At 61.8% G+C, this 24587-nt stretch carries 23 protein-coding genes; 16 read left to right on the plus strand and 7 right to left on the minus strand.

Translation table 11 applies throughout. The features are described from left to right. Positions 1 to 77: 77 nt before the first annotated feature. The 10 genes from PSN43_RS09620 (at position 78) to hisA (ending at position 9802) form a co-directional block, all read left to right on the plus strand. The gene (locus PSN43_RS09620; RefSeq protein ID WP_272700610.1) at positions 78 to 1316 is read left to right on the plus strand and encodes an ABC transporter permease subunit; all 1239 of its coding nucleotides are present in this window, start codon (positions 78 to 80) and stop codon (positions 1314 to 1316) included. Next, on the plus strand, positions 1309 to 2103 hold the full coding sequence (locus PSN43_RS09625) for an ABC transporter ATP-binding protein (protein ID WP_272700505.1): 795 nt from the start codon (positions 1309 to 1311) through the stop codon (positions 2101 to 2103). Before PSN43_RS09620 ends, PSN43_RS09625 begins: the two co-directional genes overlap by 8 nt. Before the next feature lies 1 nt (position 2104). After that, the gene (locus tag PSN43_RS09630; RefSeq protein ID WP_272700611.1) at positions 2105 to 2812 is read left to right on the plus strand and encodes an ABC transporter ATP-binding protein; all 708 of its coding nucleotides are present in this window, start codon (positions 2105 to 2107) and stop codon (positions 2810 to 2812) included. A gap of 73 nt (positions 2813 to 2885) precedes the next feature. After that, entirely contained in the window at positions 2886 to 4340 is a 1455-nt protein-coding gene (guaB, locus tag PSN43_RS09635; RefSeq protein WP_272700506.1) for an IMP dehydrogenase, read from the plus strand. A gap of 70 nt (positions 4341 to 4410) precedes the next feature. Continuing rightward, positions 4411 to 5955, plus strand: coding sequence for a glutamine-hydrolyzing GMP synthase (gene guaA, locus PSN43_RS09640; RefSeq protein WP_272700507.1), 1545 nt, complete (start codon positions 4411 to 4413; stop codon positions 5953 to 5955). Positions 5956 to 5989: 34 nt separating this feature from the next. Beyond that, positions 5990 to 6316, plus strand: a complete 327-nt coding sequence (tatB, locus tag PSN43_RS09645) for a Sec-independent protein translocase protein TatB (protein WP_272700508.1) — start codon at positions 5990 to 5992, stop codon at positions 6314 to 6316. A 6-nt stretch (positions 6317 to 6322) separates the two neighbouring features. Then, positions 6323 to 7729 (plus strand): twin-arginine translocase subunit TatC, encoded by a 1407-nt coding sequence (tatC, locus tag PSN43_RS09650; protein WP_272700509.1) that lies wholly within the window; start codon positions 6323 to 6325, stop codon positions 7727 to 7729. A gap of 113 nt (positions 7730 to 7842) precedes the next feature. Beyond that, complete coding sequence (gene hisB / locus PSN43_RS09655; RefSeq protein ID WP_272700510.1) at positions 7843 to 8424, plus strand: imidazoleglycerol-phosphate dehydratase HisB; 582 nt, start codon at positions 7843 to 7845, stop codon at positions 8422 to 8424. Further along, entirely contained in the window at positions 8424 to 9077 is a 654-nt protein-coding gene (locus PSN43_RS09660; RefSeq protein ID WP_272700511.1) for a hypothetical protein, read from the plus strand. Before hisB ends, PSN43_RS09660 begins: the two co-directional genes overlap by 1 nt. After that, entirely contained in the window at positions 9074 to 9802 is a 729-nt protein-coding gene (gene hisA / locus PSN43_RS09665) for a 1-(5-phosphoribosyl)-5-[(5-phosphoribosylamino)methylideneamino]imidazole-4-carboxamide isomerase (RefSeq protein WP_272700512.1), read from the plus strand. Before PSN43_RS09660 ends, hisA begins: the two co-directional genes overlap by 4 nt. A 528-nt stretch (positions 9803 to 10330) precedes the next feature. Here the strand turns inward: hisA and PSN43_RS09670 are convergent. The 4 genes from PSN43_RS09670 to upp form a co-directional block, all read right to left on the minus strand. After that, positions 10331 to 11158, minus strand: a complete 828-nt coding sequence (locus tag PSN43_RS09670; RefSeq protein WP_272700513.1) for a mechanosensitive ion channel family protein — start codon at positions 11156 to 11158, stop codon at positions 10331 to 10333. Positions 11159 to 11259: 101 nt separating this feature from the next. After that, entirely contained in the window at positions 11260 to 12018 is a 759-nt protein-coding gene (locus PSN43_RS09675) for a glycosyltransferase family 2 protein (RefSeq protein WP_272700514.1), read from the minus strand. 392 nt (positions 12019 to 12410) lie between these two features. Further along, positions 12411 to 13775, minus strand: coding sequence for a uracil-xanthine permease family protein (locus tag PSN43_RS09680; protein WP_272700515.1), 1365 nt, complete (start codon positions 13773 to 13775; stop codon positions 12411 to 12413). A 95-nt stretch (positions 13776 to 13870) separates the two neighbouring features. Then, complete coding sequence (upp, locus tag PSN43_RS09685; protein ID WP_272700516.1) at positions 13871 to 14497, minus strand: uracil phosphoribosyltransferase; 627 nt, start codon at positions 14495 to 14497, stop codon at positions 13871 to 13873. 177 nt (positions 14498 to 14674) lie between these two features. Between upp and PSN43_RS09690 the strand changes: the two genes are divergently transcribed. After that, the gene (locus tag PSN43_RS09690; protein WP_272700517.1) at positions 14675 to 16351 is read left to right on the plus strand and encodes a dephospho-CoA kinase; all 1677 of its coding nucleotides are present in this window, start codon (positions 14675 to 14677) and stop codon (positions 16349 to 16351) included. After that, entirely contained in the window at positions 16348 to 17088 is a 741-nt protein-coding gene (locus PSN43_RS09695) for a rhomboid family intramembrane serine protease (RefSeq protein ID WP_272700518.1), read from the plus strand. The genes PSN43_RS09690 and PSN43_RS09695 overlap by 4 nt, the downstream gene beginning before the upstream one ends. A 6-nt stretch (positions 17089 to 17094) precedes the next feature. Here PSN43_RS09695 and PSN43_RS09700 read toward each other — a convergent pair whose 3' ends face one another. Beyond that, the gene (locus PSN43_RS09700; RefSeq protein ID WP_272700519.1) at positions 17095 to 17643 is read right to left on the minus strand and encodes a nicotinate-nucleotide adenylyltransferase; all 549 of its coding nucleotides are present in this window, start codon (positions 17641 to 17643) and stop codon (positions 17095 to 17097) included. A 2-nt stretch (positions 17644 to 17645) separates the two neighbouring features. After that, complete coding sequence (locus tag PSN43_RS09705) at positions 17646 to 18968, minus strand: alkaline phosphatase family protein (protein WP_272700520.1); 1323 nt, start codon at positions 18966 to 18968, stop codon at positions 17646 to 17648. A gap of 100 nt (positions 18969 to 19068) precedes the next feature. Between PSN43_RS09705 and PSN43_RS09710 the strand changes: the two genes are divergently transcribed. Continuing rightward, positions 19069 to 19671 (plus strand): PHP domain-containing protein, encoded by a 603-nt coding sequence (locus PSN43_RS09710; RefSeq protein ID WP_272700521.1) that lies wholly within the window; start codon positions 19069 to 19071, stop codon positions 19669 to 19671. A gap of 40 nt (positions 19672 to 19711) precedes the next feature. Here the strand turns inward: PSN43_RS09710 and PSN43_RS09715 are convergent, their stop codons facing one another. Beyond that, positions 19712 to 20269 carry a BON domain-containing protein gene (locus PSN43_RS09715; protein ID WP_272700522.1) on the minus strand — a complete coding sequence of 186 codons (558 nt, stop codon included), beginning with the start codon at positions 20267 to 20269 and terminating at the stop codon, positions 19712 to 19714. 146 nt (positions 20270 to 20415) lie between these two features. Between PSN43_RS09715 and PSN43_RS09720 the strand changes: the two genes are divergently transcribed. The 3 genes from PSN43_RS09720 to clpB are packed head-to-tail and all read left to right on the plus strand — an operon-like array spanning position 20416 to position 24371. Next, the gene (locus tag PSN43_RS09720; protein WP_272700523.1) at positions 20416 to 21399 is read left to right on the plus strand and encodes a DnaJ C-terminal domain-containing protein; all 984 of its coding nucleotides are present in this window, start codon (positions 20416 to 20418) and stop codon (positions 21397 to 21399) included. Between the two features lie 10 nt (positions 21400 to 21409). Then, complete coding sequence (locus PSN43_RS09725) at positions 21410 to 21745, plus strand: chaperone modulator CbpM (RefSeq protein ID WP_272700612.1); 336 nt, start codon at positions 21410 to 21412, stop codon at positions 21743 to 21745. A gap of 28 nt (positions 21746 to 21773) precedes the next feature. After that, the gene (gene clpB / locus PSN43_RS09730) at positions 21774 to 24371 is read left to right on the plus strand and encodes an ATP-dependent chaperone ClpB (protein WP_272700524.1); all 2598 of its coding nucleotides are present in this window, start codon (positions 21774 to 21776) and stop codon (positions 24369 to 24371) included. The last annotated feature ends 216 nt before the right edge of the window (positions 24372 to 24587 follow it).

Here is a 24587-nt window from a genome sequence, read left to right on the forward strand (position 1 = left end):
GTGGCCGCCCACCGCGCAAGGAATATATCGTGAGCAACGAAAGCAACACCATGAACCAGAGCTTCATCAGGTTCTTCATGACCGCCGGGTGCGACAATTTCGCCCATGCGGTCCGGAAGTCCTTTCTGGCGGCGCTGTGGTTCGTCTTCCTTACCTTTCCGATCATGGTCATCCGGGTGAATACCATCGAGAAGACCGTGGTCTGGAACTGGCACAGAATCGGCTACGTGGCCCTGGCCGTGTTTTTCGGTTCCTTCGTCTGGCGCTGGCTGCTGGCGCGCAAGGAACTCAAGAAGGACGACTCCCGAAACGAGAGCAGGGTGGAATCCCTGCTGACCAAGTTGCAGTCCCATCCGGTCATGAAGTATGCCGCCCTCGGACTGCTGGCCCTGGCCGCTATCGCCTATCCCCAGGTCTTCGACCTGTATCAGACCAACATCATGATTTCCTGCCTGGTCTATATCGTGCTCGGCCTCGGGCTGAACATCGTGGTCGGCCTGGCCGGTCTGCTCGATCTGGGCTATGTCGCCTTCTACGCCGTGGGCGCATACGCCTACGCGCTGTGCAACATGCATTGGGACATCGGCTTCTGGTACATGCTGCCCATAGGCGCGGTTCTCGGCGCGGTTCTCGGCATTCTCCTCGGTTTTCCGGTCCTGCGGCTGCGGGGCGACTACCTGGCCATCGTCACCCTGGGCTTCGGTGAAATCATCCGTCTCGTGCTTGAGAACTGGGGCGATGTCACCATGGGCCCGTCCGGCATTTCCTCGATCGCCAGGCCCGGCCTGTTCGGCATCAAGCTCGGCGTCGTCGGCTCCACCCAATACATGTATTACATCATGTTCGGCGTGCTGGTCTTGACCATTTTCTGCGTCAACCGGCTTCAGAACTCCCGCATCGGTCGCGCATGGCTGGCCCTGCGCGAGGACGAGATAGCCTGTCAGGCCATGGGCATCGACAAGATGAAGACCAAGCTCATGGCCTTCGCCCTGGGCGCGACCTGGGCCGGTATGGCTGGCGTGGTCTTCGCGGCCAAGACGACCTTCATCAACCCGGCTTCCTTCACCTTCTGGGAATCGGCCATCATCCTGTCCATCGTGGTCATCGGCGGCATGGGTTCCATACGCGGCGTCATAGCCGGAGCCATCATCCTCATCCTGGTGCCCGAATACCTGCGCGAGTTCGCGCAGTTCAGGATGCTTCTGTTCGGGGCCATCATGGTCCTGGTGATGGTCTTCAGGCCCCAGGGCCTGATAAGCGCCAAGCGCAAGGTCTACGAATACAAGGTTGCCGCGACGGGGGCCGCCAATGACTAATCCAGTTTTGAACGTCAGCGCCGTGAGCAAGGACTTCGGGGGCATCCGCGCCCTGGACGATGTCGATCTCGTGGTCAACGACAGGGAAATCGTGGCCCTCATCGGCCCCAACGGCGCAGGGAAGACCACCTTCTTCAACTGCATCACCGGCATTTACACGCCCACGTCCGGAGACGTCATCATCGATCCCGTCGCGGACGGCCATTCCCGCCGGATCAACGGCAAAAAACCCAATATCGTGACTGAGCTGGGCATGGCCCGGACCTTTCAGAACATCCGTCTGTTCCCGTCCATGACCGCGCTCGAAAACGTCATGATCGGCACCCATTGCCGGACCAAGTCCTCCATATGGGGTGCCATTTCGCGCAACCGGGCGACACGCCGCGAGGAGCAGGCCGTCATCCAGAAGGCTTACGAATTGCTGGAACTGGTCGGCCTGGCCGAGTTCGTCAACGAGCTGGCCATGAATATGCCCTACGGCAAGCAGCGTCGTCTGGAAATCGCCCGGGCGCTGGCCACTGACCCGTTCCTCCTGCTTCTCGACGAGCCCGCCGCGGGCATGAACCCGCAGGAGACCCGGGACCTGGAAGAACTCATCGTCGGCATACGCGAGCAGTTCAACATCTCCATCATGCTCATCGAGCACGACATGAAGATGGTCATGTCCATGTCCGACCGCATTTACGTCCTGGATTACGGGCGGATGATCGCGGACGGCACGCCCCGGGAGATCGCGGCGAATCCGGAGGTCATCAAGGCCTACCTCGGGGAGGAACACGATGACTAGGATGCTGGAACTCAAAAAGGTCAACAGTTTTTACGGCAACATTCAGGCCTTGTACGACGTCGATCTTCACGTCGACAGGGGCGAGATAATCACCCTGATCGGGGCCAACGGCGCGGGCAAGTCCACCACCCTGATGACCATTTGCGGCGTGGTTCAGGCCCGTAGCGGACAGGTCCTGTATCAGGACGACGACATCACCAGGCTCGCGCCCAACGCCATCGTCAGCCAGGGCATATGCCAGGTGCCGGAAGGCCGCCTGATTTTTCCCGAGCTGACCGTCCAGGAAAATCTCGACATGGGCGCGTTCATGCGCAACAACAAGGCCGAGATCAAACGGGACATCGAATACTGCTTCGATCTTTTCCCGATCCTGGCCCGGCGGCGCAGGCAGCAGGGCGGCACCCTGTCCGGGGGCGAGCAGCAGATGCTTGCCATCGGCCGCGCTCTTATGGCACGTCCCGCGCTGCTGCTCCTGGACGAACCGTCCATGGGGTTGGCCCCGTTGGTGGTCAAGCAGATCTTCGAGATCATCAAGAAGGTCAACAGCGAGAACAATACGACCATCTTCCTGGTGGAGCAGAACGCAAACCTGGCTCTGAAAATAGGCCATCGGGGGTATGTAATGGAAAACGGGAGAGTAGTGCTCTCGGACACCTGCGACAAGCTCCTCGCGAACGAGCAGGTGAAACGGGCTTACCTGGGTCTATAATGGATCACACCGGGGCCGGGCGATACGCTCGGCCTTGTCATATACAGTCATTAAAACGCTCTGGAGGAATGACATGAGCAAAATACTAGATAAAGCATTAACCTTTGACGATGTCCTGTTGTTGCCGGGATATTCCAATGTCCTGCCCAACGCGGTGGACGTTACCTCCTACCTCACGCCAGAGATCAAACTGAACATTCCGCTGATCTCCGCGGCAATGGATACCGTCACCGAGTCCCGCATGGCCATCTCCATGGCCCGTCACGGCGGCGCGGGTGTCATCCACAAGAACATGTCCGTGCGCGAACAGGCCCGCGAAATCGACCGGGTCAAGAAGTCCGAGTCCGGCATGATCTCCGACCCCATCACCGTCCATCCCGACGACGATCTGGGCAAGGTCAAGGCCATCATGACCGAGTACCGCATTTCCGGCCTGCCTGTCGTCAAGGGCGACCACCTCGTGGGTATCATCACCAACCGCGACATCCGTTTCGTCCAGGACGACAAGCCGCTGGTTTCCGAACTGATGACGTCCCGCAACCTGGTCACCGTGCCCGAAGGCATCGACAAGGAAGAGGCCAAGCGCAAGCTGCACCAGCACCGCATCGAGAAGCTGCTTGTCGTGGACGAGGAGAATCGCCTGAAAGGTCTCATCACCATCAAGGACATCGACAAGCACAACAAGTACCCCGACGCTGTCAAGGACGGCCGCGGGCGGCTGCTCGTCGGCGCGGCCATCGGCGTCGGCAAGGAATGCCTGACCCGCTCCGAGGCCCTGCTGCACGCGGGCGCCGACTTCCTGGTCCTCGATTCGGCTCACGGCCACTCCGAGAATATCCTCAAGTCCGCACGCGAGCTCCGCGCCGCCTTCCCCGAGCTGCAGCTTGTGGGCGGCAACGTCGCCACCTACGAGGGAGCCAAAGCCCTCATCGAGGCGGGCGTCGACACCGTCAAGGTGGGCATCGGCCCCGGCTCCATCTGCACCACCCGCATCGTCGCCGGTGTGGGCGTGCCGCAGATCACCGCGGTCATGGAGGCCAGCAGGGCCGCCCGCGAGGCCGGAAAGTGCATCATCGCCGACGGCGGCATCAAGTATTCCGGCGACGTGGTCAAGGCGTTGGCCGTGGGCGCCAACTCCTGCATGATGGGTTCCGTCCTGGCCGGCACCGAGGAGTCCCCGGGCGAAACCATTCTGTACCAGGGCCGCACCTACAAGCAGTACCGTGGCATGGGCTCCATCGACGCCATGAAGAAGGGCAGCTCCGACCGTTACTTCCAGGAGAAGTCCAAGAAGCTCGTGCCCGAGGGCATCGTCGGGCGGGTTCCCTATCGCGGCAAGGTGGGCGAGTCCCTGTACCAGTTCATCGGCGGCCTGCGTTCCGGCATGGGTTACACCGGATCGGCCAATATCGACGAACTGTTCGAGAAGGCGCAGTTGGTCCAGATATCCTCGGCCGGTCTGCGCGAGTCCCACGTCCACGACGTGACCATCACCAAGGAATCTCCGAACTACCGGGGCGACGGCTAACCGCCGCCCCCCGGCGGTGGAGCGTTAATTCGCCTTTTCATTTTTCCCATTGTGAATTAGAGAGAAACTCATGCACGACAATAGAGTACTTATCCTTGATTTTGGCAGTCAGTTCACTCAGCTGATCGCGCGCCGAGTGCGCGAAGCCGGGGTGTATTCCGAGATTCACCCCTGCAACGTGGACCCCGAGCGGGTCAAGGCCTTCAAGCCCTCGGCGTTGATCCTGTCCGGCGGCCCGTCCAGTGTTCTGGAAGGCGGCTGCCCCGATCTGAACATGGAATATCTCCAGATGGGCATTCCCGTGCTGGGCATCTGCTATGGAATGCAGCTTTTGGCCCACAAGCTCGGCGGCAAGGTGGTTGCGTCCACCGACCGCGAGTACGGCCGCGCCCAGTTTACCGCCCAGAACGATTGCGTCCTGTTCGACGGTGTCGACGAGAAGGACGATCTGACCGTCTGGATGTCCCACGGTGACCGGGTCGAGGCCCTGCCCGAGGGCTTCCTGCCCATGGGCAAGACCGATTCCATCGAGTTCGCCGCCATGGGCGATCCCGCGCGGAAATATTACGCCCTTCAGTTCCACCCCGAAGTGGCCCATACCACGGACGGCGCTCTGATCATTCAGAACTTCCTGTTCAAGGTCGCCGGTCTCAAGGCCACCTGGTCCATGGCGTCCTTCGTCGACACGACCATCGAGGCCCTCAAGGAGCAGGTCGGCGACGCCAAGGTCGTGCTCGGCCTGTCCGGCGGCATCGATTCCACCGTGGCCGCCGTCATGCTGCACAGGGCCATCGGCAAGAATCTGCACTGCATTTTCGTGGACAACGGGCTGCTGCGCATGGGCGAACGAGAGGAAGTCATCGGCTTCCTGGCAGAGCATTTCGACCTCAACGTCAAGATGGTCGACGCCTCCGACGAATTCCTCGCCGACCTCAAGGGCGTGGAAGACCCGGAAAAGAAGCGCAAGCTCATCGGCTACAAGTTTATCGAGGTCTTCGACCGCGAGGCCAAGGCCATCGAAGGCGTTGAATTCCTGGGACAGGGCACCTTGTACCCGGATGTCATCGAGTCCGAATCCTTCAAGGGCCCCTCGGCGGTCATCAAGTCCCACCACAACGTGGGCGGCCTTCCCGAGAAGATGAACCTCAAGCTGGTGGAGCCGCTGCGCGAGCTGTTCAAGGACGAAGTGCGCCGCGCCGCCTACGAGCTGGGGCTGCCCGAACATATCATCTGGCGTCAGCCTTTCCCCGGTCCGGGTCTGTCCATCCGCATCATCGGCGAAGTCAACGAGGAGCGGCTGCAAATCCTCCGTCTGGCCGACAAGATCGTCCAGAACGAGATGCTGGCCTCCGACTGGTACCGCAAGGTCTGGCAAGGTTTCGCCGTGCTCCTGCCGCTCAAGACCGTGGGCGTCATGGGCGATGACCGCACCTACGAAAACGTCATCGCGCTGCGCATCGTCGATTCCCTCGACGCCATGACCGCGGATTGGTCCCGGCTTCCCTCGGAGCTGCTGGCCCGCATGTCCAACCGGATCATCCGTGAGGTCAAGGGCGTGAACCGGGTGGTGCTGGACATCTCCTCCAAGCCGCCGAGCACCATTGAGTGGGAATAATCCGAGAGACTAAACCGAATATTCAGGTGAGCATATGTTTGGAATAGGCGGACCAGAGTTATTGATTATCTGCGTGGTGGCGCTCATCGTCATCGGCCCCCAGAAGTTGCCCGAGCTGCTTAGGTCGCTGGGCAAGGGCGTGGCGGAGTTCAAGCGCGTCGGCAACGAAGTCAAGTCGACCCTGGATGACGAAGTCACCAAGGCCGAGGCTGAGGCCCGCAAGAAGGAAGTTGACGCCGAGTTGGCTCGCAGAAAGGCCGCAAAGGCCAAGGAAGAGGCTGCTCCCGTAGAAGCCGAAACGACCGCCGAGGCCGAGTCGGCTCCCGCTTCCGACGCCGAGTCCGCAGAGAAAAAGGCCTAAAGTCGAATGCGTTCCGATAAAGACGACGTCAAAGGCCCTGAAGAGGAGTCTCTTGTCGAGACCCCTGTGGAACCCGACGAGGACCCCTCTCTGACGGATGAGGAGCTTGTCGGTTCCGCCGAGGAGGGCGCAGGCGATTCCGGGCAGGACGCTGGTGCGTCCGGCTCTCTGGACGACCGGCCGGAAGCCTCCGGAGAAGGCGCGGACGAGGAAGAATCCTCCTCCGCCGAGCCTTCCGAAGGGACCGGTGACGTGCCTGAAGTCTCCGACGAAGAGGGCGCGGCCGTTCCCGACGCGGACGGCGCTGGCGGTGGCGACGGCACGGACGGCCCGGCCGACGGCACGGCTCCGGCCGTGCCCGACGAAGAGCCCGACGATGAGCCCGACGATGAGCCTGAAGAAGCGGCTGATGAAGACGGTGAGGATACCGAGGACGAGGCGCTTGAGGATGGTGAAGGGGCGCAGATGTCCCTTCTCGACCACCTCGGCGAGCTTCGCGCGCGTCTGACCCGAGCCTTTATCGCCGTGGGCGTTGGGATGCTCGCCTGTTACTCTTTTGCCGGGCAGATGTTCGACATCCTCATGCAGCCGATGGTCGACGTCTTCCAGAAACAGGCCGCGGCCAACCCGTTGCTCACTCCCGAGTTCTATCGGGATTTCGGCATGGTCTTCCAGAAGATGCTGACGGACAACGGCTTCAATCATCCCGAGCAGATGCAGATATTCATGGCCGCCCTGCAAAAGGCGCTCATGGCGGTGGCCACGGAAGGACACTTCCAGTACACCTATCCGGCCGAAGCGTTCTTCGCGCATATCAAGATATCCATTGTGGCGGGTCTGTTCCTGGTCAGCCCCTACGTGTTCGCGCAGATTTGGGGCTTCATCGCGCCCGGTCTGTATTCCCACGAGCGTAAATGGATGGTGCCCATGGCCCTGTTCTCGGGGCTGTTCTTCACGGGCGGCGCGCTGTTCGGGTACTTCCAGGTCTTCCCCTATGCTTTCGACTTCTTTGCAGGATTCTCCAACGAAGGCATTCAATTTGTGCCTAAGCTCAATGAATATTTGAGTTTTTGTCTCAAGTTGCTATTCGCCTTCGGCTTGGTTTTCGAGCTGCCGCTGTTCATCTTCTTCCTGGCCAGGATGGGGCTGGTGTCTTCCACCGGATTGCGCAAGAAGCGCAAGTACGCCATCCTGTGCGCTTTTATCGTATCGGCCGTCCTGACACCGCCCGATCCCTTCACGCAGTGCCTCATGGCCGGGCCGCTGATCGTCCTCTACGAGGTCGGCATCTGGGTGGCCTTCTTCTTCGGCAAGAAGGAGAAACGTCATCTCCAGAAGCAGGCCGAGGCCGAAGCGAAGGCTCAGGCCGAGCTGGACGCGGCTGCCGAGGGAGAAGGGAAGGAGTCGGCGTAATTGCCCAACCCGGGGCGGGCATCGTTAAAGCCGGTGCCTGCCCTGTTTCTTTTTCTAGTCTTTTCCTCTATGTATGGGGATGACGCTTACGTTCTACAGGAAAGGAGTGCGCCATGCGCCAGGCCACCGTGGCTCGGACCACCAAGGAAACGGACATAACGCTGACCCTGAATCTTGACGGCGAGGGGCTGGTCAAGGTCGATACCGGCATCGGTTTCGCCGATCACATGCTGACCCTGTGCGCCTTCTGGGCGGGGTTCGATCTGGAATTGACCTGCAAGGGCGATTTGGAGATCGACACCCATCACAGCCTCGAAGATATCGCCCTCTGTCTGGGACAGGCGCTTAATGAGGCCTTGGGTGACAAGCGGGGCATCAACCGCGTGGCTTCGGTCAAGGTTCCCATGGACGAGGCGCTGGCCGAAGTGGTCGTCGATCTTTCCGGCCGTCCGTATATCGTCTACGACGACGCGCTTCTGCCCCCCATCATCGCGGGCGACGAGAAGGACGTCTGGCGTGAATTCCTGAAGTCCCTGGCATTCAAGGCAGGCATGAACCTGCACGTCAAATTTGAGTATGGCCAAAACGGCCACCATCTGCTGGAAGCGGCTTTCAAGGCCTTGGGGCTCGCTTTGGCTCATGCGACCACCATCGGCCGCAAGGGCGTCTCCAGCACCAAAGGGAGTCTCGACTGATGAAACGTTCCGCTGTCTTTACCGTCCTGGCGCTGCTCTGTCTTGCGTTGTTGACCGTGGCCGGTTGCGGCAAGTCGACGCGTACCGCTGCCGTGCCCCGTCCCGAGGGCAAGCTGGCCGTGGCCGGGTTCACCAATCCCACCTACAATTGGGAGCTCTTGGCGGGCTATCTTGAGGAAGAGGGCAAGCCTGCTCCCTCCGGGACCATCGATACGCTGAACGTGATCCTGGCCGATACCCTGCACAAGCATCAGGTCTTCGATTACATTACGCCGGACGCCGTCAAGCAGTGCGAGGACGTCGTCGCCTTCGAGGATTCCGGCAAGCCCAAGGTCTCCGCCTGGAAGTATTGGCTCGGCGTGGGCAAGTGCATCCAGGCCGACTACCTGCTCGTTCCCCAACTGACCACCTGGCATGAACGGGTGGGCAGCGATATGGGCGTCGAGGTTCCGGCATCGGTGGCCATCGATTTTTATCTTATCGACGTCAACCAGGAACGGATGATTCGCTCGCGTTACGAGGAGACCCAGCAATCCCTGTTGGAAAACCTGTACAACGCCAAGAAGTACGCTGCCCGGGGCGGCAAGTGGGTGACCGCCACCCGACTGGCCCAGGACGGCATGGACGAAAAACTCATGGAACTCGGATTATGATTCTTTTTCCCGCTGTCGACATCAAGAATGGTGAATGTGTCCGCCTTGCACAGGGCAAGGAGGACGAAGTCACCGTCTTCGCCTCCGACCCCGTCGCCCAGGCGCGCTATTGGGAAGACCTCGGCGCGCGCTACCTCCACGTGGTTGACCTGGACGGGGCCTTTTCGGGCGTGCCCAAGAATTTCGAACTCATCAAGGCCATCTGCTCCGAGATAGATATTCCGGTCCAGCTCGGGGGCGGCATCCGCGATATCGCCACGGCCCGAAAATATATCGAAGCGGGCGTGCATCGCCTGATTATCGGGACCATGGCCCTTGAGGACCCGAAGCTTTTTTCCGACCTTTGCAAGGCGTTGCCCGGCCGCATCGGCGTCTCCCTCGACGCGGTGGACGGCAAGCTCAAGACCAAGGGTTGGGTGGAAGACGCCGGATTGACCATCGACGACGTTCTGCCTCGGCTCGAGGCCGAAGGAATCTGCTTCATCGTCTATACGGATATCGCCCGCGACGGGATGCAGACCGGCGTCAACTTCGATGCCCTGTCCGCGCTCTGCTCCAAGACCTCCGTTCCCGTCATCGCCGCCGGGGGCGTACATACGCTCGACGACATCAAGAATCTCTACCCGTTGTCAGGGAAGGGGCTCGAAGGGGCCATTTCGGGCCGTGCGATTTACGTTGGCACCCTCGACGTCAAGGAAGCCAACGCCTGGATCGACGCCCAGTAGCGCGACAAGATTATCAATGAAAAAGGCTCCCGCTTGCGGGAGCCTTTTTTTGTAGAAACCACCATATTCCCCTCCCGACCTTCGCGGCATACCCCCTTGGAGCCGGAAAAGCCCGCGCCAAAGGCGCTCGCATGGGATGCAAGGGTGCGAGCCCTTGCCCGCCGGAGGCGAAATCATTCGGCTATTGCCGCAAAGCGGCTTTCAACACCTGATTTTCCCCTCTCCATGGGGCGAAACGGATAGTTGCTTTTTTAGAAACCACCATATTCCCCTACCGACCTTCGCGGCATACCCCCTCGGAGCAAGAAAAGCCCGCGCCGAAGGCGCTCGTATGGGATGCAAGGGTGCGAGCCCTTGCCCGCCGGAGGCGAAATCATCCGGCTATTGCCGCAAAGCGGCTTTCAACACCTGATTTTCCCCTTTGGGCATCCAAGGTGTTTGTCCGGTTGTCTTTGCAACAAGAAGCCCCGGCTCGTTTCCGAGCCGGGGCCATTTGCGAATCTCTGCGAGAGAACGGTTGTTCCGCGTCTATTCCTTGCCAACGGGGAACATATGGACGTCCTGCTGGGGGAAGGGAATGGAGATGCCTTCCTGGTCGAAGACGAGCTTTACCTTTTCAGTCAGGGCGAAGTAGACGCCCCAGTAGTCGGAGGTCTTGCACCACGGACGGACCACGAAGTTGACCGAGGAGTCGGCCAGTTCGGATACTTCGATGGTCGGCGCGGGATCGGTCAGGACCCGAGGTTCCTCGGATACGATGCGCTCCAGGGTCTTCTTGGCCTTGAGCAGGTCGTCGCCGTAACCGATGCCGAACACCATGTCCACCCGGCGGGTGTCGTTGGCCGTGACGTTGGTGATGGTTCCGCCGAGGATGGAGGAGTTGGGCACGGTGATGACCATGTTGTCCGGAGTGGTCAGCACGGTGTTGAAGATGTTGATGGCGGTAACGGTTCCGGACACGCCGCCCGCAGTGACATAGTCGCCCTTGCGGAAGAACTTGAGCAGGATGAGCATGACGCCCGCCGCGAAGTTGGACAGGGAGTCCTTGAGCGCCAGGCCGACGGCCAGGCCTGCGGCGCCGAGTACGGCCAGGAAGCTCGTCACGTTGATGCCCGCCTGTCCGAGGGCCGCGATGACCACCGCCGCGATCAGGGCGTAGTAGATGATGTTTCTCAGGAACGAGGCGAGGGTTTCATCGACCTTGGCCTTGAGCATGACGCGTTGCGACCCGTTGGCGACGCCCTTGGCGATGATTCGTCCGATGACGAATATGAGCAGGGCGACGAGTATGCGCAGACCATACTGGGTTATGTAATTGGTCAAGGTCGCGGTGATTTGGGCAATATCAAATTCCATGATTCCTCCAAAAGACAGGGTGTGATTTCTTCTTGGGAATGATTAGCACAAAGGGAAAAATATCGGAACAATTTTATTGAAGAAGGGGGATGAAATTTCGCTTATCCGTCGCCCCATTTTTTGGTCTCTTCCACGCGGATGTATTTCTGGAAGGTGTAGTAGAATCCGGCCAGCGCATTGCATAATCCGGCTGTGCCGTCCAGAAAGCCGAGCTTGAGCAGGTAGAGCTTGATGAACCGCATCTTGGCATGGAGCAGCGCTCGCCAGACCCCTCCCTTTCTTCCCTTCTCGCGGAGGGCGGCAGCCCCTTCCTCGGCGTAGTAGTTGATCTTGTCCATGTGTTGGCGGAAGGACTCGTAAGGGTAATGGAGGATGTCGCCGGACAGCTTACGGCTCTCGCCGCGCGGTTCGAAATGATAATGCGCGCCAGAGGCCGTGACTTCCATCTCGCCGGATCGGAATACGCGGAACAGGTAGTCGGGATACCACCCGGAATGCTTCATGAATCTATTGAAATAGAAAGAGCTTCTGGGAACGAAATAACCGGCCAGCCGTTCTTTTTTATCGAGGTTTTTCAAAATGTTGCGGCGAAGCTCTTCGGTTAGGTATTCGTCCTGGTCCAGGGATATGACCCAGGCCGTGCCGATCTCGCCGAGCGCGAAGTTGAACTGGTCCACCGGGCCGGGCCACGGCCGGACGATGACCCGCGCGCCGCATTGTTCCGCAATTTCGCGGGTGCGGTCCGTGGACTGGGAATCCACCACCAGCAGCTCGTCGCAGAAATCGAGGGACTTGAGGCATTTTTCGAGCAGCCGCTCGCCGTTGTAGGTCAGGACCAGTCCGGTCACCGTCTCGCGCATGGGTCATTCCTCCTGAGTTTTGCATGATAGCCGCTAACCTACGCATGGTCCATCGGAAAAGATGTGGCAACGGATACCGTAGGGAACTTGTTTGTAGCTTCCTGAAGGCGAAAATCAGGTGTTGAAAGCCGCTTTGCGGCAATAGTCGGCTGATTTCGCCTCCGGCGGGCAAGGGGTCGCACCCTTGCATCCCCTGTGTGCGCTATTGGCGCGGGCGTTTTTCCGCTCTGCGGTGTCCTGCCGTGAAAGCGGGGGGGATAGATAGGTCCCATACCGTATGATTATCCCGGAGAGGGCGGAAAGGCGCGTCCGGGAATCCGGGCCTAAGTTCCGGGCATGAAAAAGCCCGGCCACCGCGAGCGCGGAGGCCGGGCGATGTGTTCGGATTCGTATTACAGTTCGGCGGGGTCGTTTTCCTCGTTGCAGTCCTTGCAGGGGAGGATGAGGTTGAGGACCACACCCGCGATGGCACCCAGGCCGATGCCCTTGAGGTCGGTGATGCCGATGTTCAGGACCATTCCGCCGAGACCGAAGACCATGATGATGGCCACGATGATCATGTTGCGCGGCAGGAGCAGGTCGAGCTGGGAACGGACCAGGGTGTTCAGGCCGATGACGGTGATGGCGCCGAAGAGGAGCAGCATGATGCCGCCCATGACCGGCATGGGGATGGTGTTGAGGAAACCGCCGAGTTTGCCCACGAAGGCGAGCAGGATGGCGGTGATGGCCGCCCAGGTCATGATCGCGGGGTTGAAGGCGCGGGTCAGGGCCACTGCGCCGGAAACCTCGGAGTAGGTGGTGTTCGGCGGGCCGCCGAGCATACAGGCCAGAGAGGTGGCCAGGCCGTCGCCGAGCATGGTGTTCTGGATGCCCGGGTCTTTCACGTAGTCCTTGCCGGAGATGGAGCCGATGGCCAGGACGTCGCCGAAGTGTTCGATTGCGGGAGCGATGGCGATGGGCACCACGTAGAGGACGGCTTCCCAGCTCCAGGTGGGCATGGAGAAGTTGGGCATGGCGAAGAGCTTCGCGTTCTGCACGGGAGCCAGGGATATCAGGGTGCCGTCCATCCACGGAGCCAGACCCATGCCGCCGACTTTTCCGTCGACGGCCGTGGCCACGAAGGCATCGTACATGGAGGCGGTCATGCCGGTGGCGTCAAGGATCAGGGAACAGACGTAGCCCGCGACGATGCCGCACAGGATGGGAACGAGTTTGAGCCATCCCCTGCCGAGCAGGGAAATCAGGATGGTGGTCAGCAGCGCGACACCCGCCACGATCATGGAGGGGATTTGCGGCTCAAGCCAGACCTGGCCGTTGTGTCCGAGGGCCATGTTCACTGCCACGGGAGCGAGGATCAGGCCGATGAGCATGATGACCGGGCCGGTGACGATGGGGGGCAGCAGCTTGTGCAGGAAGCCCGCGCCGAAGAAGCGGATGCACAGACTGATGACCACATACAGGACGCCTGCGGCCACCAGGCCGCACATGATTTCGGGATAGGTGAACTCGCCTTGCTGGGCCGCGAACAGCGGCGGAAGGAAGGCGAAGGACGATGCCAGAAATACCGGCACCTTGCCTTTGGTGACCACCTGGAACAGCAGGGTGCCTATGCCCGCCGTGAACAGGGCCACGTTGGAATCGATGCCCGTCAGGATCGGCACCAGAACCAGCGCGCCGAAGGCCACGAAGAGCATCTGCGCCCCCAGCAGCGCGTCCTTCGGTCTGAAATTGTACTCGGTGGAATGAACGTCACTCATTGTTGCCAACTCCTCTCTCTTGGTTGCGGAGCCCCCCGACTCCTGTGTTGCCCAACGGTCTCAAAAAAAGGCACGCTTCTTAGCGTGCCCTTTGCCTACTTGGTGCCGAATATCTTGTCCCCCGCGTCTCCGAGACCGGGGATGATATATCCTACGTCGTTGAGTCGGTCATCCAACGCCGCCGTGTAGATGTCCACGTCGGGATGCTCGGACAGAATCCGCTCCACGCCCTCGGGTGCGGCGCACAGGAACAGGCCGCGGATGGACTGGCAGCCCGCTTCCTTGAGCAGCTTGATGGTGGCGTTCAGGGTGCCGCCGGTGGCCAGCATGGGGTCCAGGATGAGGGCCATGCGCTGGTCGATGTTCTTGGCGAGCTTGACGTAATACTGGACGGGTTCCAGGGTTTCCTCGTTGCGGTAGAAACCGACCACGGACGCCTTGGCGCCGGGGATCATGTCGAATACGCCGTCCATCATGCCCAGGCCTGCGCGCAGGATGGGTACCACGGTGACCTTCTTGCCCTTGATGCGGTCGATTTCGACGTTGCCTGCCCAGCCCTTGATGGTGGCCTTCTCGGTTTCGAAATCCTTGGTAGCCTCGTAGGTCAGCAGCCGGGTGATCTCGTTGGCCAGAGTACGGAAGTGGCTGGTGGAAATGTCGTGCCTACGGAGCAGACCTACCTTGTGCCGGATCAGCGGGTGGTCAACCAGGTGTAAGGCCATAATCGCCTCTCTTTGGTAAATGGGTTCTTATAATATCTAAGGAAAGTTTCAATTGCGCAAATTTCTTTTTTCTACGCAGATGGAGAAGTTGGGTCAAGGGCGAATTTTTAGACAGATTAGCGTATAAACCAAAATTGAATTTTGCTTTCCAATGATTCCCGGTATATCAAGGACACCATGACGCAAGAAAAAATCGAACAGCAATGGGAACGGACCGTTTCGCTCGCCGATGCGGGCATCCGGCTGGACAAGTTTTGGGGCCGCGAACTGGCGGAAGAGGGTATTTCCCGGGGGCGGATCACGAGCTGGATCGAGTCCGGCCTGGCTTTTGTCGACGGCGAAGCCGCTTCCAAGGGAAAACAGAAGCTGGCCGTAGGTCAGACCGTGACCATCGGGGCAGCCGGTCCTGAACCTGGCGAGGTCCGGCCCGAGCCGGTCCGGGGCGATATCGAGGCCGTTTTCGAGGACGAGGACATGCTCGTGGTCTGCAAGCCCGCCGGACTGACCACCCATCCCGCGCCCGGCGAGCCGGGGCCCACCCTGGTCAACCACCTGCTGCACCGCTGGCCCGACATCGCGGCGGAAAACAGCGGCATGGACGGACAGCGGCCCGGCATTGTCCATCGGCTGGACAAGGACACCTCCGGGCTCATGGCCGTGGCCAGGAACGAGGCGGCCCGGCTGAAGCTGTCCGAGGATTTCGCCGGACGGAACGTCTTCAAGGTTTACCTGGCCCTTGTTCACGGGCGTCCGGAGCCTGCGGAAGGGTTCATCGACGCGCCCATGGGACGCCATCCCAGCCGCAAGACCCTGATGGCCGTCGTGCCCAAGGGCGGACGCGAGGCGCGCAGCGAGTACCGTGTGCTCTGGACCGGTCCGCGCGGCCTGGCCTCCCTGGCGGCCGTGCGCATCCATACGGGCCGAACCCATCAGATTCGCGTCCACATGGCCCACATCGGGCATCCGCTTCTGGGCGACGCGGCCTACGGCCCGCGCGAAAACGCCGAATGGTCCCGCCGGTCCGACCGGCTGGCCGGACTGGCGCCGCGCCAGATGCTCCACGCCTTCTATCTTTCGGTTCCCCATCCGGTAACGGGCGAGCCCGTCACCCGTTGGCAGGAGCCGCCCGAGGACTTTTGCGCCCTGTTGGCAGGGCTGCCGCGCGAATGCCTGCGGGTGGGCATCGTCGGGATGCCGGGCGGCGGCAAGTCCGCTCTGCTCAGGGCGTTGCGCGACATGGGACGGCCCTGCTTCTCCGCCGACGATTGCGTGGGCGAGTTGTATGGGCCGGGCGGCGACGGCGCGGCCATGATCCGGCAGCGGTACGGCGGCCGCTACACCCTGGACGGCGGCGGAGTGGACAAACCGGGACTTTTCACGGCCATGCGGGAATCCGAGGCCGTGCGCCGGGAAGTCATGGACATGGTGCACCCCATGGTCCAGCACCGGTGCGAGGAGTTCTTCAAGGCCCATCGAGACGAACCCGTGGCCTATGCCGAGGTTCCCCTGCTTCTGGAAGGCGGCTGGCACAAGTCCGGCATGGTGGATCTCGTGGCCGGAGTACGGTGCCCCGAGTCCAAGCGAACGGGTGAATTGCGCGAGTTGCGGCGTCTTTCGCCCGAGACCCTGGCCGTGTTCGACTCCTGGCAGTGGCCCGAGGCCGACAAGCTCGCCGCCTGCGGCCATGTGGTGGACAACGACAAGGGGCTGGCCGAGCTGGCCGACGGGGCTCGCCGTCTGGACGAGGCCGCTTCGGCCGCCTGGGACCGGCGCAACCGTGAGTTTGCCGACTGGATGAGCGGCCTCTGGCCGGGACTGGCCGCCGAGCTGGACGCCGGGAGGGGCAAGGCGTGATTCCCATTCGCGACAATGTGCCGCGCGTGACACGGCCCTACGCCGTGGCGGCCATTATCGCGGTGAACGCCCTGGTGTTTCTTTTCGTCGCGAATCTGCCGCCGCAGTCCCTGGCCCGGGTCTATCATCTTTTCGGAGTGGTCCCCGCGCGGTTCTTCGAGCCGGGCTGGGCGGCCTGGGCAGGCTATCCGGACACCATGGGATGGCCGTTTCTGACCTACATGTTCCTGCACGGGGGCTGGCTGCACGTCATCCTCAACATGTGGATGCTGTGGATATTCGGGGACAACATCGAGGATGTCACCGGCCACGGCTGGTTCGTGCTTTTCTATGTGCTTTGCGGACTGGCGGCCGTGGCCATGCACATGGCCTTCGAGCGGACCTCGCCCATGCCCGTGGTGGGGGCTTCGGGGGCCGTTGCCGGTATTATGGGGGCGTATATAGTGCTATATCCGCACGGACGGGTTCTGACGCTGGTTCCCGTCTTTTTCTTCCCTTTCATCTTCCGTATTCCGGCGTCGCTGTTCCTGGGATTCTGGTTCGTCACGCAACTTCTTTCCGGAGTGTACGCAACAGCGGCGGGCACCGAGGAAGTGGCCTGGTGGGCGCACGTGGGTGGATTCGTCACCGGCATCATCCTCATCCGCTGGTTCCGCAGGCCCGGTCATTGCCGATACTGCTACAACCGCGATACCAAGGACTACGACCCTGAGAATGAGACTCCGCCTTCCGCATAGGGGCGGTCACATTCCTCTCAGCCGCTCGGCGAGATGCCATTTCTTCACCAGGTACGCGACCGCCGGAGGCACCATGGAGCGCCATTCCAGGCCGTCGCGGATGGCCGCGCGCACGTCCGTGCCGCTGATTCCCTTTTCGCTTTCCTTCCTCTCCCACATGACGTGCGTGGTCAGGCCCAGGCTTTGGAACCGCCGCAGTTTTTCCCTGCCCCAGTCGTCGTAGATGGTCAGGTAGTACACCGCATCGCGCGGGGCGCGGTCCTTGAGCAGGTCCGGGCAGTTGATGGGAAAGGGAACCACGGAGAATTCGTGGCGGTTCACCCCGGCCTCCACCAGGGCCGCTTCGATCATGGCCTTGCGCTCTTCGTAAGTGAGCGGATTGTTCTCCCGGGCCGACCGGTCGGGGTCGGTGGCCTCGTCTCGCGTGGTGGCCGCGTCCGGGTTGGTCACGCCGATTATCAGCCTGGCGCACAGTTTTTTCCCGGCCAGCAGGTAGGCCAGGTGGTCGTTGTGCAGGACCTGGAAACGTCCGTGAATGAAACCGAGCGGGTGCATGGTCACTCCTGGGGATCAAGGGTGAACGGTGGGTGATCGCCCGGCCAGTATTCAACGGGATCGGGCGTGTCGTGGATACCGGCCAGGCGGGCGCGGTCGAGATGGTTGAGGACCGTGAACAGGAATTCGCGTCCCCGCATACAGCCTAGCGCGCCTCCGGCCACGGCTATTTCGTCGAACGCGGAGGTCGCGTCCCGGCGTACGCCTTCCCCCGCGAACATGAGCGGCACCGGCTCGCCCGAATGGATGAGCGCGCCGCTGCTCGGGGTGGAGTGGTCGGCGGTCACCGCCAGGAGCAGGCGCGGATCGGCGAGGATGTCGTCCGCCACCTCGGCGAGGCCTCGATCCAGGGATTCGATGACCCGCACCTTGGCTTCCGGAGACTTGCCGTGTGCGGCCTGGTCCGGGGTCTTGGTGTGCACGTGGATGAAGTCGTAGTCGCCCGCCCGCTCCAGGGCGAGCCGCACCCGGGCGGCCAGGTCCGCGCCCGGATCACCGGTGTCGTCGGCCTTGAGAAAATCCATGCCCGTGAACCGGGCCAGCCCGGCGTACATGACTCCTGTGGCGATGGACAGTCCCCGAAGCCCGTATCGTTCGCGCAGGGTTGGGCACGGCTTGAGCCTCCCGGCCCGCTGTGTGACGAGGCCGTTGGCCGGAATACCCCCCGAGCGTTCGCGTTCTCGGTTGAGAGGGAGTTCTGCGAGGATGCGGTGTGCACGGGACAGGTACGCGGTCAGGAATTCGGCCGTGCGCCGGGCCGCCGGGTCGTCGGCGTGGTCCCGGAGCGGCAGGGGGCGGGGCAGCGGACGTCCATCCTCCATGGGGTTGGTGTCCGTGACGAAGGGCGAAACCACGCCGCGCAGGACAAGGACGCCGAAGAGTCCGCCCACGGGATGGAGGGTGGCGGTCACGCCGTCGCGCTCGAAGGGAGGCAGGGCGGCGAAGAGAGTTTCCGCTTCGTCCTGGGCCATGGGCGATTTGTCGTGGAGCAGGATGAGATTGTTGTGGGCGTCCGGCCCGACATGGGCGAAATGGGCGAGCAGGGCCACGTCGTCCGGGCCGAGGTCGATGCCCGCGCCCAGCGCCTCCAGCGCGCCGCGGCCGGGAAATTCGTCGGGCAGCCCGCCGAACAGGGCGAAGTGGGCGTTCTCAGAGGGAAGGGGCTGGCCGAAAAGGGTGGCGTGGTACAGGCCGGTGGCCGACAGGGAAGCCAGCCGGTCCATGCAGGGCGTGGCCGCTGCCTGGAGCGGGGTGCGGTTGCCGAGGGCCGGGTGGGAACGGTCGCCCAGTCCGTCGAGCAGGATGAGGATGCAGGCGTCAGGCATGAACGGCCCCGGTCCTGCAATCGAGATGCCCGATGGAAACGATGTGTCTCATTAATATAATCTCATTGTCATGGCGGATTGCGGGTGTAGTATGTTCTATATGCTGATAGACCTTCATGTCCACTCCACCTGTTCGCCGTGCAGCGTCCTCAAGCCGTCCGAGATTCTTGCCCATGCCAGGGCGAAGGGACTCGATGGCGTGTGTATCACCGATCACGACACCATGTCCATTCTGACGCAATGCCGGGAGGGGTTTCAGCCCGATGGGCTGCTTGTGATCGTGGGAATGGAGTACACCACGGACCAGGGCGATTACCTCGTATTCGGAGATGTTCGGACGCTGCCCGCCGGACTGTCCGCGGAAAGGCTGCTCCCCCGGGTGCGCGAGCTGGGCGGCGCGGCCGTTGCGGCCCATCCGTGCCGCGTTTGGCGTCCGGCGGACCCGGCCGTCTTCGAGCGGAGGCTGTGCGGTATCGCCGAGGTCAGGAACGGGCGCAACTCCGACGCGGAGAATGAAAAGGCCCTGCAACTGGCCTCGGGGCACGACATGATCGCTGTGGCCGGTTCCGACGCCCACACCCTCGCCGAGTTGGGCCGGTGCCCGACGCGTTTCACCGTGCCGGTCAACTCCGCCCGCGACCTGGTCGACGCCCTCAATCGGGGCCAGTGCCGTCCCGCCGCTTCGCATCGTTCGGCAGCCTGACCTCTTTTCGCCGGTCTCCCGGCCGGGCCATCTTCCGCCCCTATTTCGAGGGGATCAGGAAGGATGTGACCTTGCGCACGCCTTGCACGGACTTGGCCACCTTCACGGCCAGGGCCGCGTCCGCCTTGGTCCTGACCATGCCGATCAGGACTACTTCGCCGTTCATGACTTCCTGTTCGATTTGCGTGGAGCTCAAGTCGCCGTTGGCGATGAGCGCCGAGCGTACCTTGGCCGTCAGCTCCAGGTCGGCCGATGTGGTGTCCGTCTCGGCCACGAAGTGTTGGGTGACTTTCTTCACCCCGGATGTGCCCTTCGCCGTCTTTGCGGCAAAACTCCGGAATCCCTTGTCGTTGATCGCGCCGACCAGATAAACCTGCCCCAGGAAACAGTAGACGTGGACCTTGAGGGCCAGGGCCGAGTCCTTGTCCGCCAGGGCCGTTTTAATGGTCAGGGAAATTTGTTTGTCCGCGGCCTGGTCGCCGACGCTGCGTTCATCGCGCGCGCTTCCGTAGATGGCCCCCCAGGGTGTCCAGGCGATGGATGAGAGAGCCAGGCATAGAATCAGCGCGCAATGAGCGGACGGTGTGGATCGACGCATGGTTTTCTCCTATAAATGTTTGTGGATAACTCTGTGGAAAATAGTCTTTTTGTCGTCGTTGCGGTCTTGACACCCCGCAAAGGCATATTACCTTAGGTAGGCGTTGGAGAAATTATAAATAGTCAGCACCAAGGGATAAAATTCTAATGGAATATAGAGATTATTACAAACTCCTCGGAGTGCCGCGTTCCGCTTCCAAGGAAGAGATCAGCAAGGCTTTCAAGAAGCTGGCCCGAAAGTACCATCCCGATCTCAATCCGAACGACAAGGAAGCCGAGAACAAATTCAAGGAGATCAACGAAGCCTACGAAGTCCTCAAGGACGAAAAGAAGCGTAAGCTTTACGACCAGTTCGGCTCGAACTGGGAGCATGGCCAGAACTTCCAGCCGCCGCCGGGCTATGAGAATGTCCACTTCAGCTCAGGCGGAGGGTTCGGAGGCGGGGGAGCAGGCTTCTCCGACTTCTTCGAGACCATCTTCGGCGGCGGTGGGGGCGGCGGTTTTCGCGGCGGCTTCCATCAGGGCGGCTTCTCGCAGGGCGATTTCGGCGGCGGCTACCAGCCCCGTCCGCGCAGGGGCGCGGATTCCGAGGCGTCCTATGAACTGTCTCTTGAAGAGGCGTACCGGGGCGGCAAGAAGTCCATTTCCCTGCAGGAGCAGACCGCCGGGCCGGACGGATACCCGCGCATGACCACCAAGACGCTGGAAGTCACGGTGCCCGCGGGCATCAAGGACGGCCAGAAGATTCGTCTGGCGGGCCAGGGCAATCCCGGCATGAACGGCGGCCCCAAGGGCGACCTGTATTTGAAGATACGGCTTATGCCGCATCACATGTTCAAGGTGTCGGAATCCGACGTCATCCTCGATCTGCCCCTTGCTCCCTGGGAGGCGGCGCTCGGTACCACCGCGCGCATCCCCACCCTGGACGGGGCCGTGGAGATGAAGATTCCGCCGGGCATCGGCTCGGGCAAGAAGCTGCGCATCAAGGGCAGGGGCCTTGGTTCGGGCGCCAAGAAGGGCGACCAGTACGTGCGTATCATGATCCAGGTCCCCGAGCGGCTTACCGCCGAGGAGCGCGACCTGTTCGAACAGTTGCAGAAGACTTCGGCCTTCAAGCCGAGAAGTTTTTAGAGGTACGATGATGACCACGAAAAGATTGCAGGAAATGATGATGCATCTGCCGGGCCTTAATCTGCCCGAACGCAGTGAGTACGTGGCCTGGGCGCAGTTGGTCCAGTTGACCGCCATCCAGCCCGCCGAAGTGAGCGAGCTGGTCGATCTCGGCTGGATCAGCCCCAAGAAGACCGGGGCCGAGGAATACCTGTTCCGGCTCAAGGACGTGTATCGCATCCACAAGCTCATGCGTCTGGTCCGCGACCTTGAAGTCTCGGTCTATGGCGGGTCCATCATCGTCGATCTGCTCGAACGGGTTGAAGAGCTCGAAACCGAAGTCGAGGAATTGAGAAGGTTCGTCTGACCGATATATTTCGCGAGGAGGTAATCATATGGATATCAACACGTTTACTCGTAAAACACAGGAAGCCGTGTCCGAAGCCCAGAATCTGGCCATTCGGAGCGGGAACCAGCAAATAGACTGCGAACATCTCATGCACGCCCTGGTGGCGCAGGAGAACGGCCTTGCGGGCCAGATCCTGCGCAAGCTCGGCGTGGCCCCGGACGCCTATCTCGGCGCCGTGGATGCCGAGATCGCAAGGATGCCGTCAGTGAGCGGCCCGGGCGCGCGCCCGGATCAGATCATGGTCACGCCGCGTATGCAGAAGGCCCTTGTGGCCGCCGACGACATGCGCAAACGCATGAAGGACGAGTATGTCTCCGTGGAGCACGTTTTCGTGGTCCTCATGGACGAGCCGTCCAGCACCGGCGTGGGCAAGGTCAACAAGCAGTTCGGCCTGGACAAGAACAAGGTCCTGACCGCGCTTGAGGAAGTGCGCGGCAAGCAGCGCGTGACCTCGGACAACCCCGAGGCTACCTACGAATCGCTCAAGAAGTACGGCCGCGACCTGGTGGAGGAGGCCCGTTCGGGCAAGCTCGATCCGGTCATCGGCCGCGACAGCGAGATTCGCCGCGTCATCCGCATCCTTTCCCGAAGGACCAAGAACAATCCGGTGCTCATCGGTGAGGCGGGCGTCGGCAAGACCGCCATCGCCGAAGGCTTGGCCCAGCGTATCGTCAAGGGCGACGTGCCCGAGGGATTGAAGGACAAGACCGTCTTCTCCCTCGATATGTCCGCGTTGATCGCCGGAGCCAAGTACCGCGGCGAGTTCGAGGAGCGGCTCAAGGCCGTGCTCAAGGAAGTGGCCGAGTCCGCCGGACAGATCATCATGTTCATTGATGAGCTGCATACCATCGTGGGCGCGGGCAAGACCGACGGGGCCATGGACGCGAGCAACATCCTGAAGCCCATGCTGGCGCGCGGCGAGCTGCACTGCATCGGCGCGACCACGTTGGACGAATACCGCAAGTACATCGAGAAGGACCCGGCGCTCGAACGCCGTTTCCAGACCGTGCTTGTAGAGGAGCCGTCCGTCGAGGACACCATCTCCATCCTGCGCGGACTGCGCGAGCGGTTCGAAGTGCACCACGGCGTGCGCATCGCCGACGGAGCCATCGTGGAGGCGGCCGTTCTGTCCAGCCGGTACATCACCGACAGGCAGCTTCCGGACAAGGCCATCGACCTTATCGACGAAGCCGCCGCCCTGATTCGGACGGAGATCGATTCCCAGCCCTTCGAGCTGGACACGGTCAATCGGCAGGTCATGCAGCTTGAGATCGAGCGCGAGGCCCTGAAGCGGGAGTCCGACAAGGCGTCCCGCGAGCGGCTGGCCGATCTGGAGAAGAAGCTGGCCGAACTCAAGGAATCCCAGGCCGCCATGCTTGCCCAGTGGGAGAACGAGAAGTCTTCCATCGAGCGGTTGCGCGCCATCAAGGGCGAGATCGAGGCCACCCGCCGCGAGATCGACGAAGCCAAGCGGATTCCGGATTACAACCGGGCCGCCGAGCTGGAATACGGCAAGCTGCCCCAGTTGGAGAAGGAACTGGCCGACCGCAACGAGTCCCTGGCCGAGGGCGACGCCCCGCGCATGGTCAAGGAAGAGGTCGGCCCGGACGATATCGCCCTGGTTATCTCCAAGTGGACCGGCATCCCGGTCACGAGGCTTATGGAAGGGGAGCGCGAGAAGCTGCTTCGGCTGGCCGACACCCTGCACGAGCGGGTCATAGGCCAGGACCAGGCCGTCCAGGCCGTTGCCGACGCCGTGCTCCGCGCCCGCGCCGGGCTCAAGGACCCGACCAGGCCCATCGGCTCGTTCATCTTCCTCGGCCCCACGGGCGTGGGCAAGACCGAGCTTTGCAAGACCCTGGCCGCGGCTTTGTTCGATACCGAGGACAACATGATCCGTATCGACATGTCCGAGTACATGGAGAAGCATACCGTGGCGCGGCTCATCGGCGCGCCTCCGGGCTATGTGGGCTATGACGAGGGCGGCCAATTGACCGAGGCCGTGCGCCGCAAGCCGTACTCGGTCATCCTGTTCGACGAAATCGAGAAGGCGCACCATGACGTGTTCAACGTGCTCCTCCAGATTCTGGACGACGGGCGGCTGACGGATTCCCATGGCCGGACCGTGGACTTCAAGAACACCATCGTCATCATGACCTCCAACCTCGGGGCCGAGTTCATGCTCGACGGCATCGACGATTCCGGCGAATTCAAGCCCGGGGTGGAAGACCAGGTGCGTGAGGTGTTGCGCCGCCACTTCAGGCCCGAGTTCCTGAACCGTGTCGACGAGACCGTGCTCTTCCGGCCGTTGACCCAGGATCAGCTCATCGGCATCATCGACCTGCTCGTGAGCGGCCTGCGTTCCAGGCTTGAGGACCGCAACATAGGGCTGGCCCTGACCGACCGGGCCAAGGCGTTCATCGCCGAGTCGGCCTACGACCCGTCCTTCGGCGCGCGGCCTCTGCACCGCTACCTGAAGCACAACCTGGAGACGCCTCTGGCCAAGCGGCTCATCGCGGGCGATCTGTCCGACGGCGATACCGTCACCGTGGACGAGAGCGGCGGGGAGCTTGTCTTCGCATAGTTGGAATTAACCGACGCTACAGGCCGGTGTCCGGGAACGGACGCCGGCCCTTTTTTTGGAACTTTCCTTCAACTTTTTGAAGAGGTAAATCAGGCGTTGAAAGCCGAGTTGCGGCAATCCTCGGGTGATTTCACCTCCGGCGGGGCAAGGGGGCGCACCCGTGCATTCCTTGTATGCGCCTTGGTCGCGGCCATTTTTAGCTTCGCAACGTCCTGC

This window comes from Desulfovibrio sp. Fe33 (genome assembly GCF_028532725.1).
Classification (GTDB): domain Bacteria; phylum Desulfobacterota; class Desulfovibrionia; order Desulfovibrionales; family Desulfovibrionaceae; genus Pseudodesulfovibrio.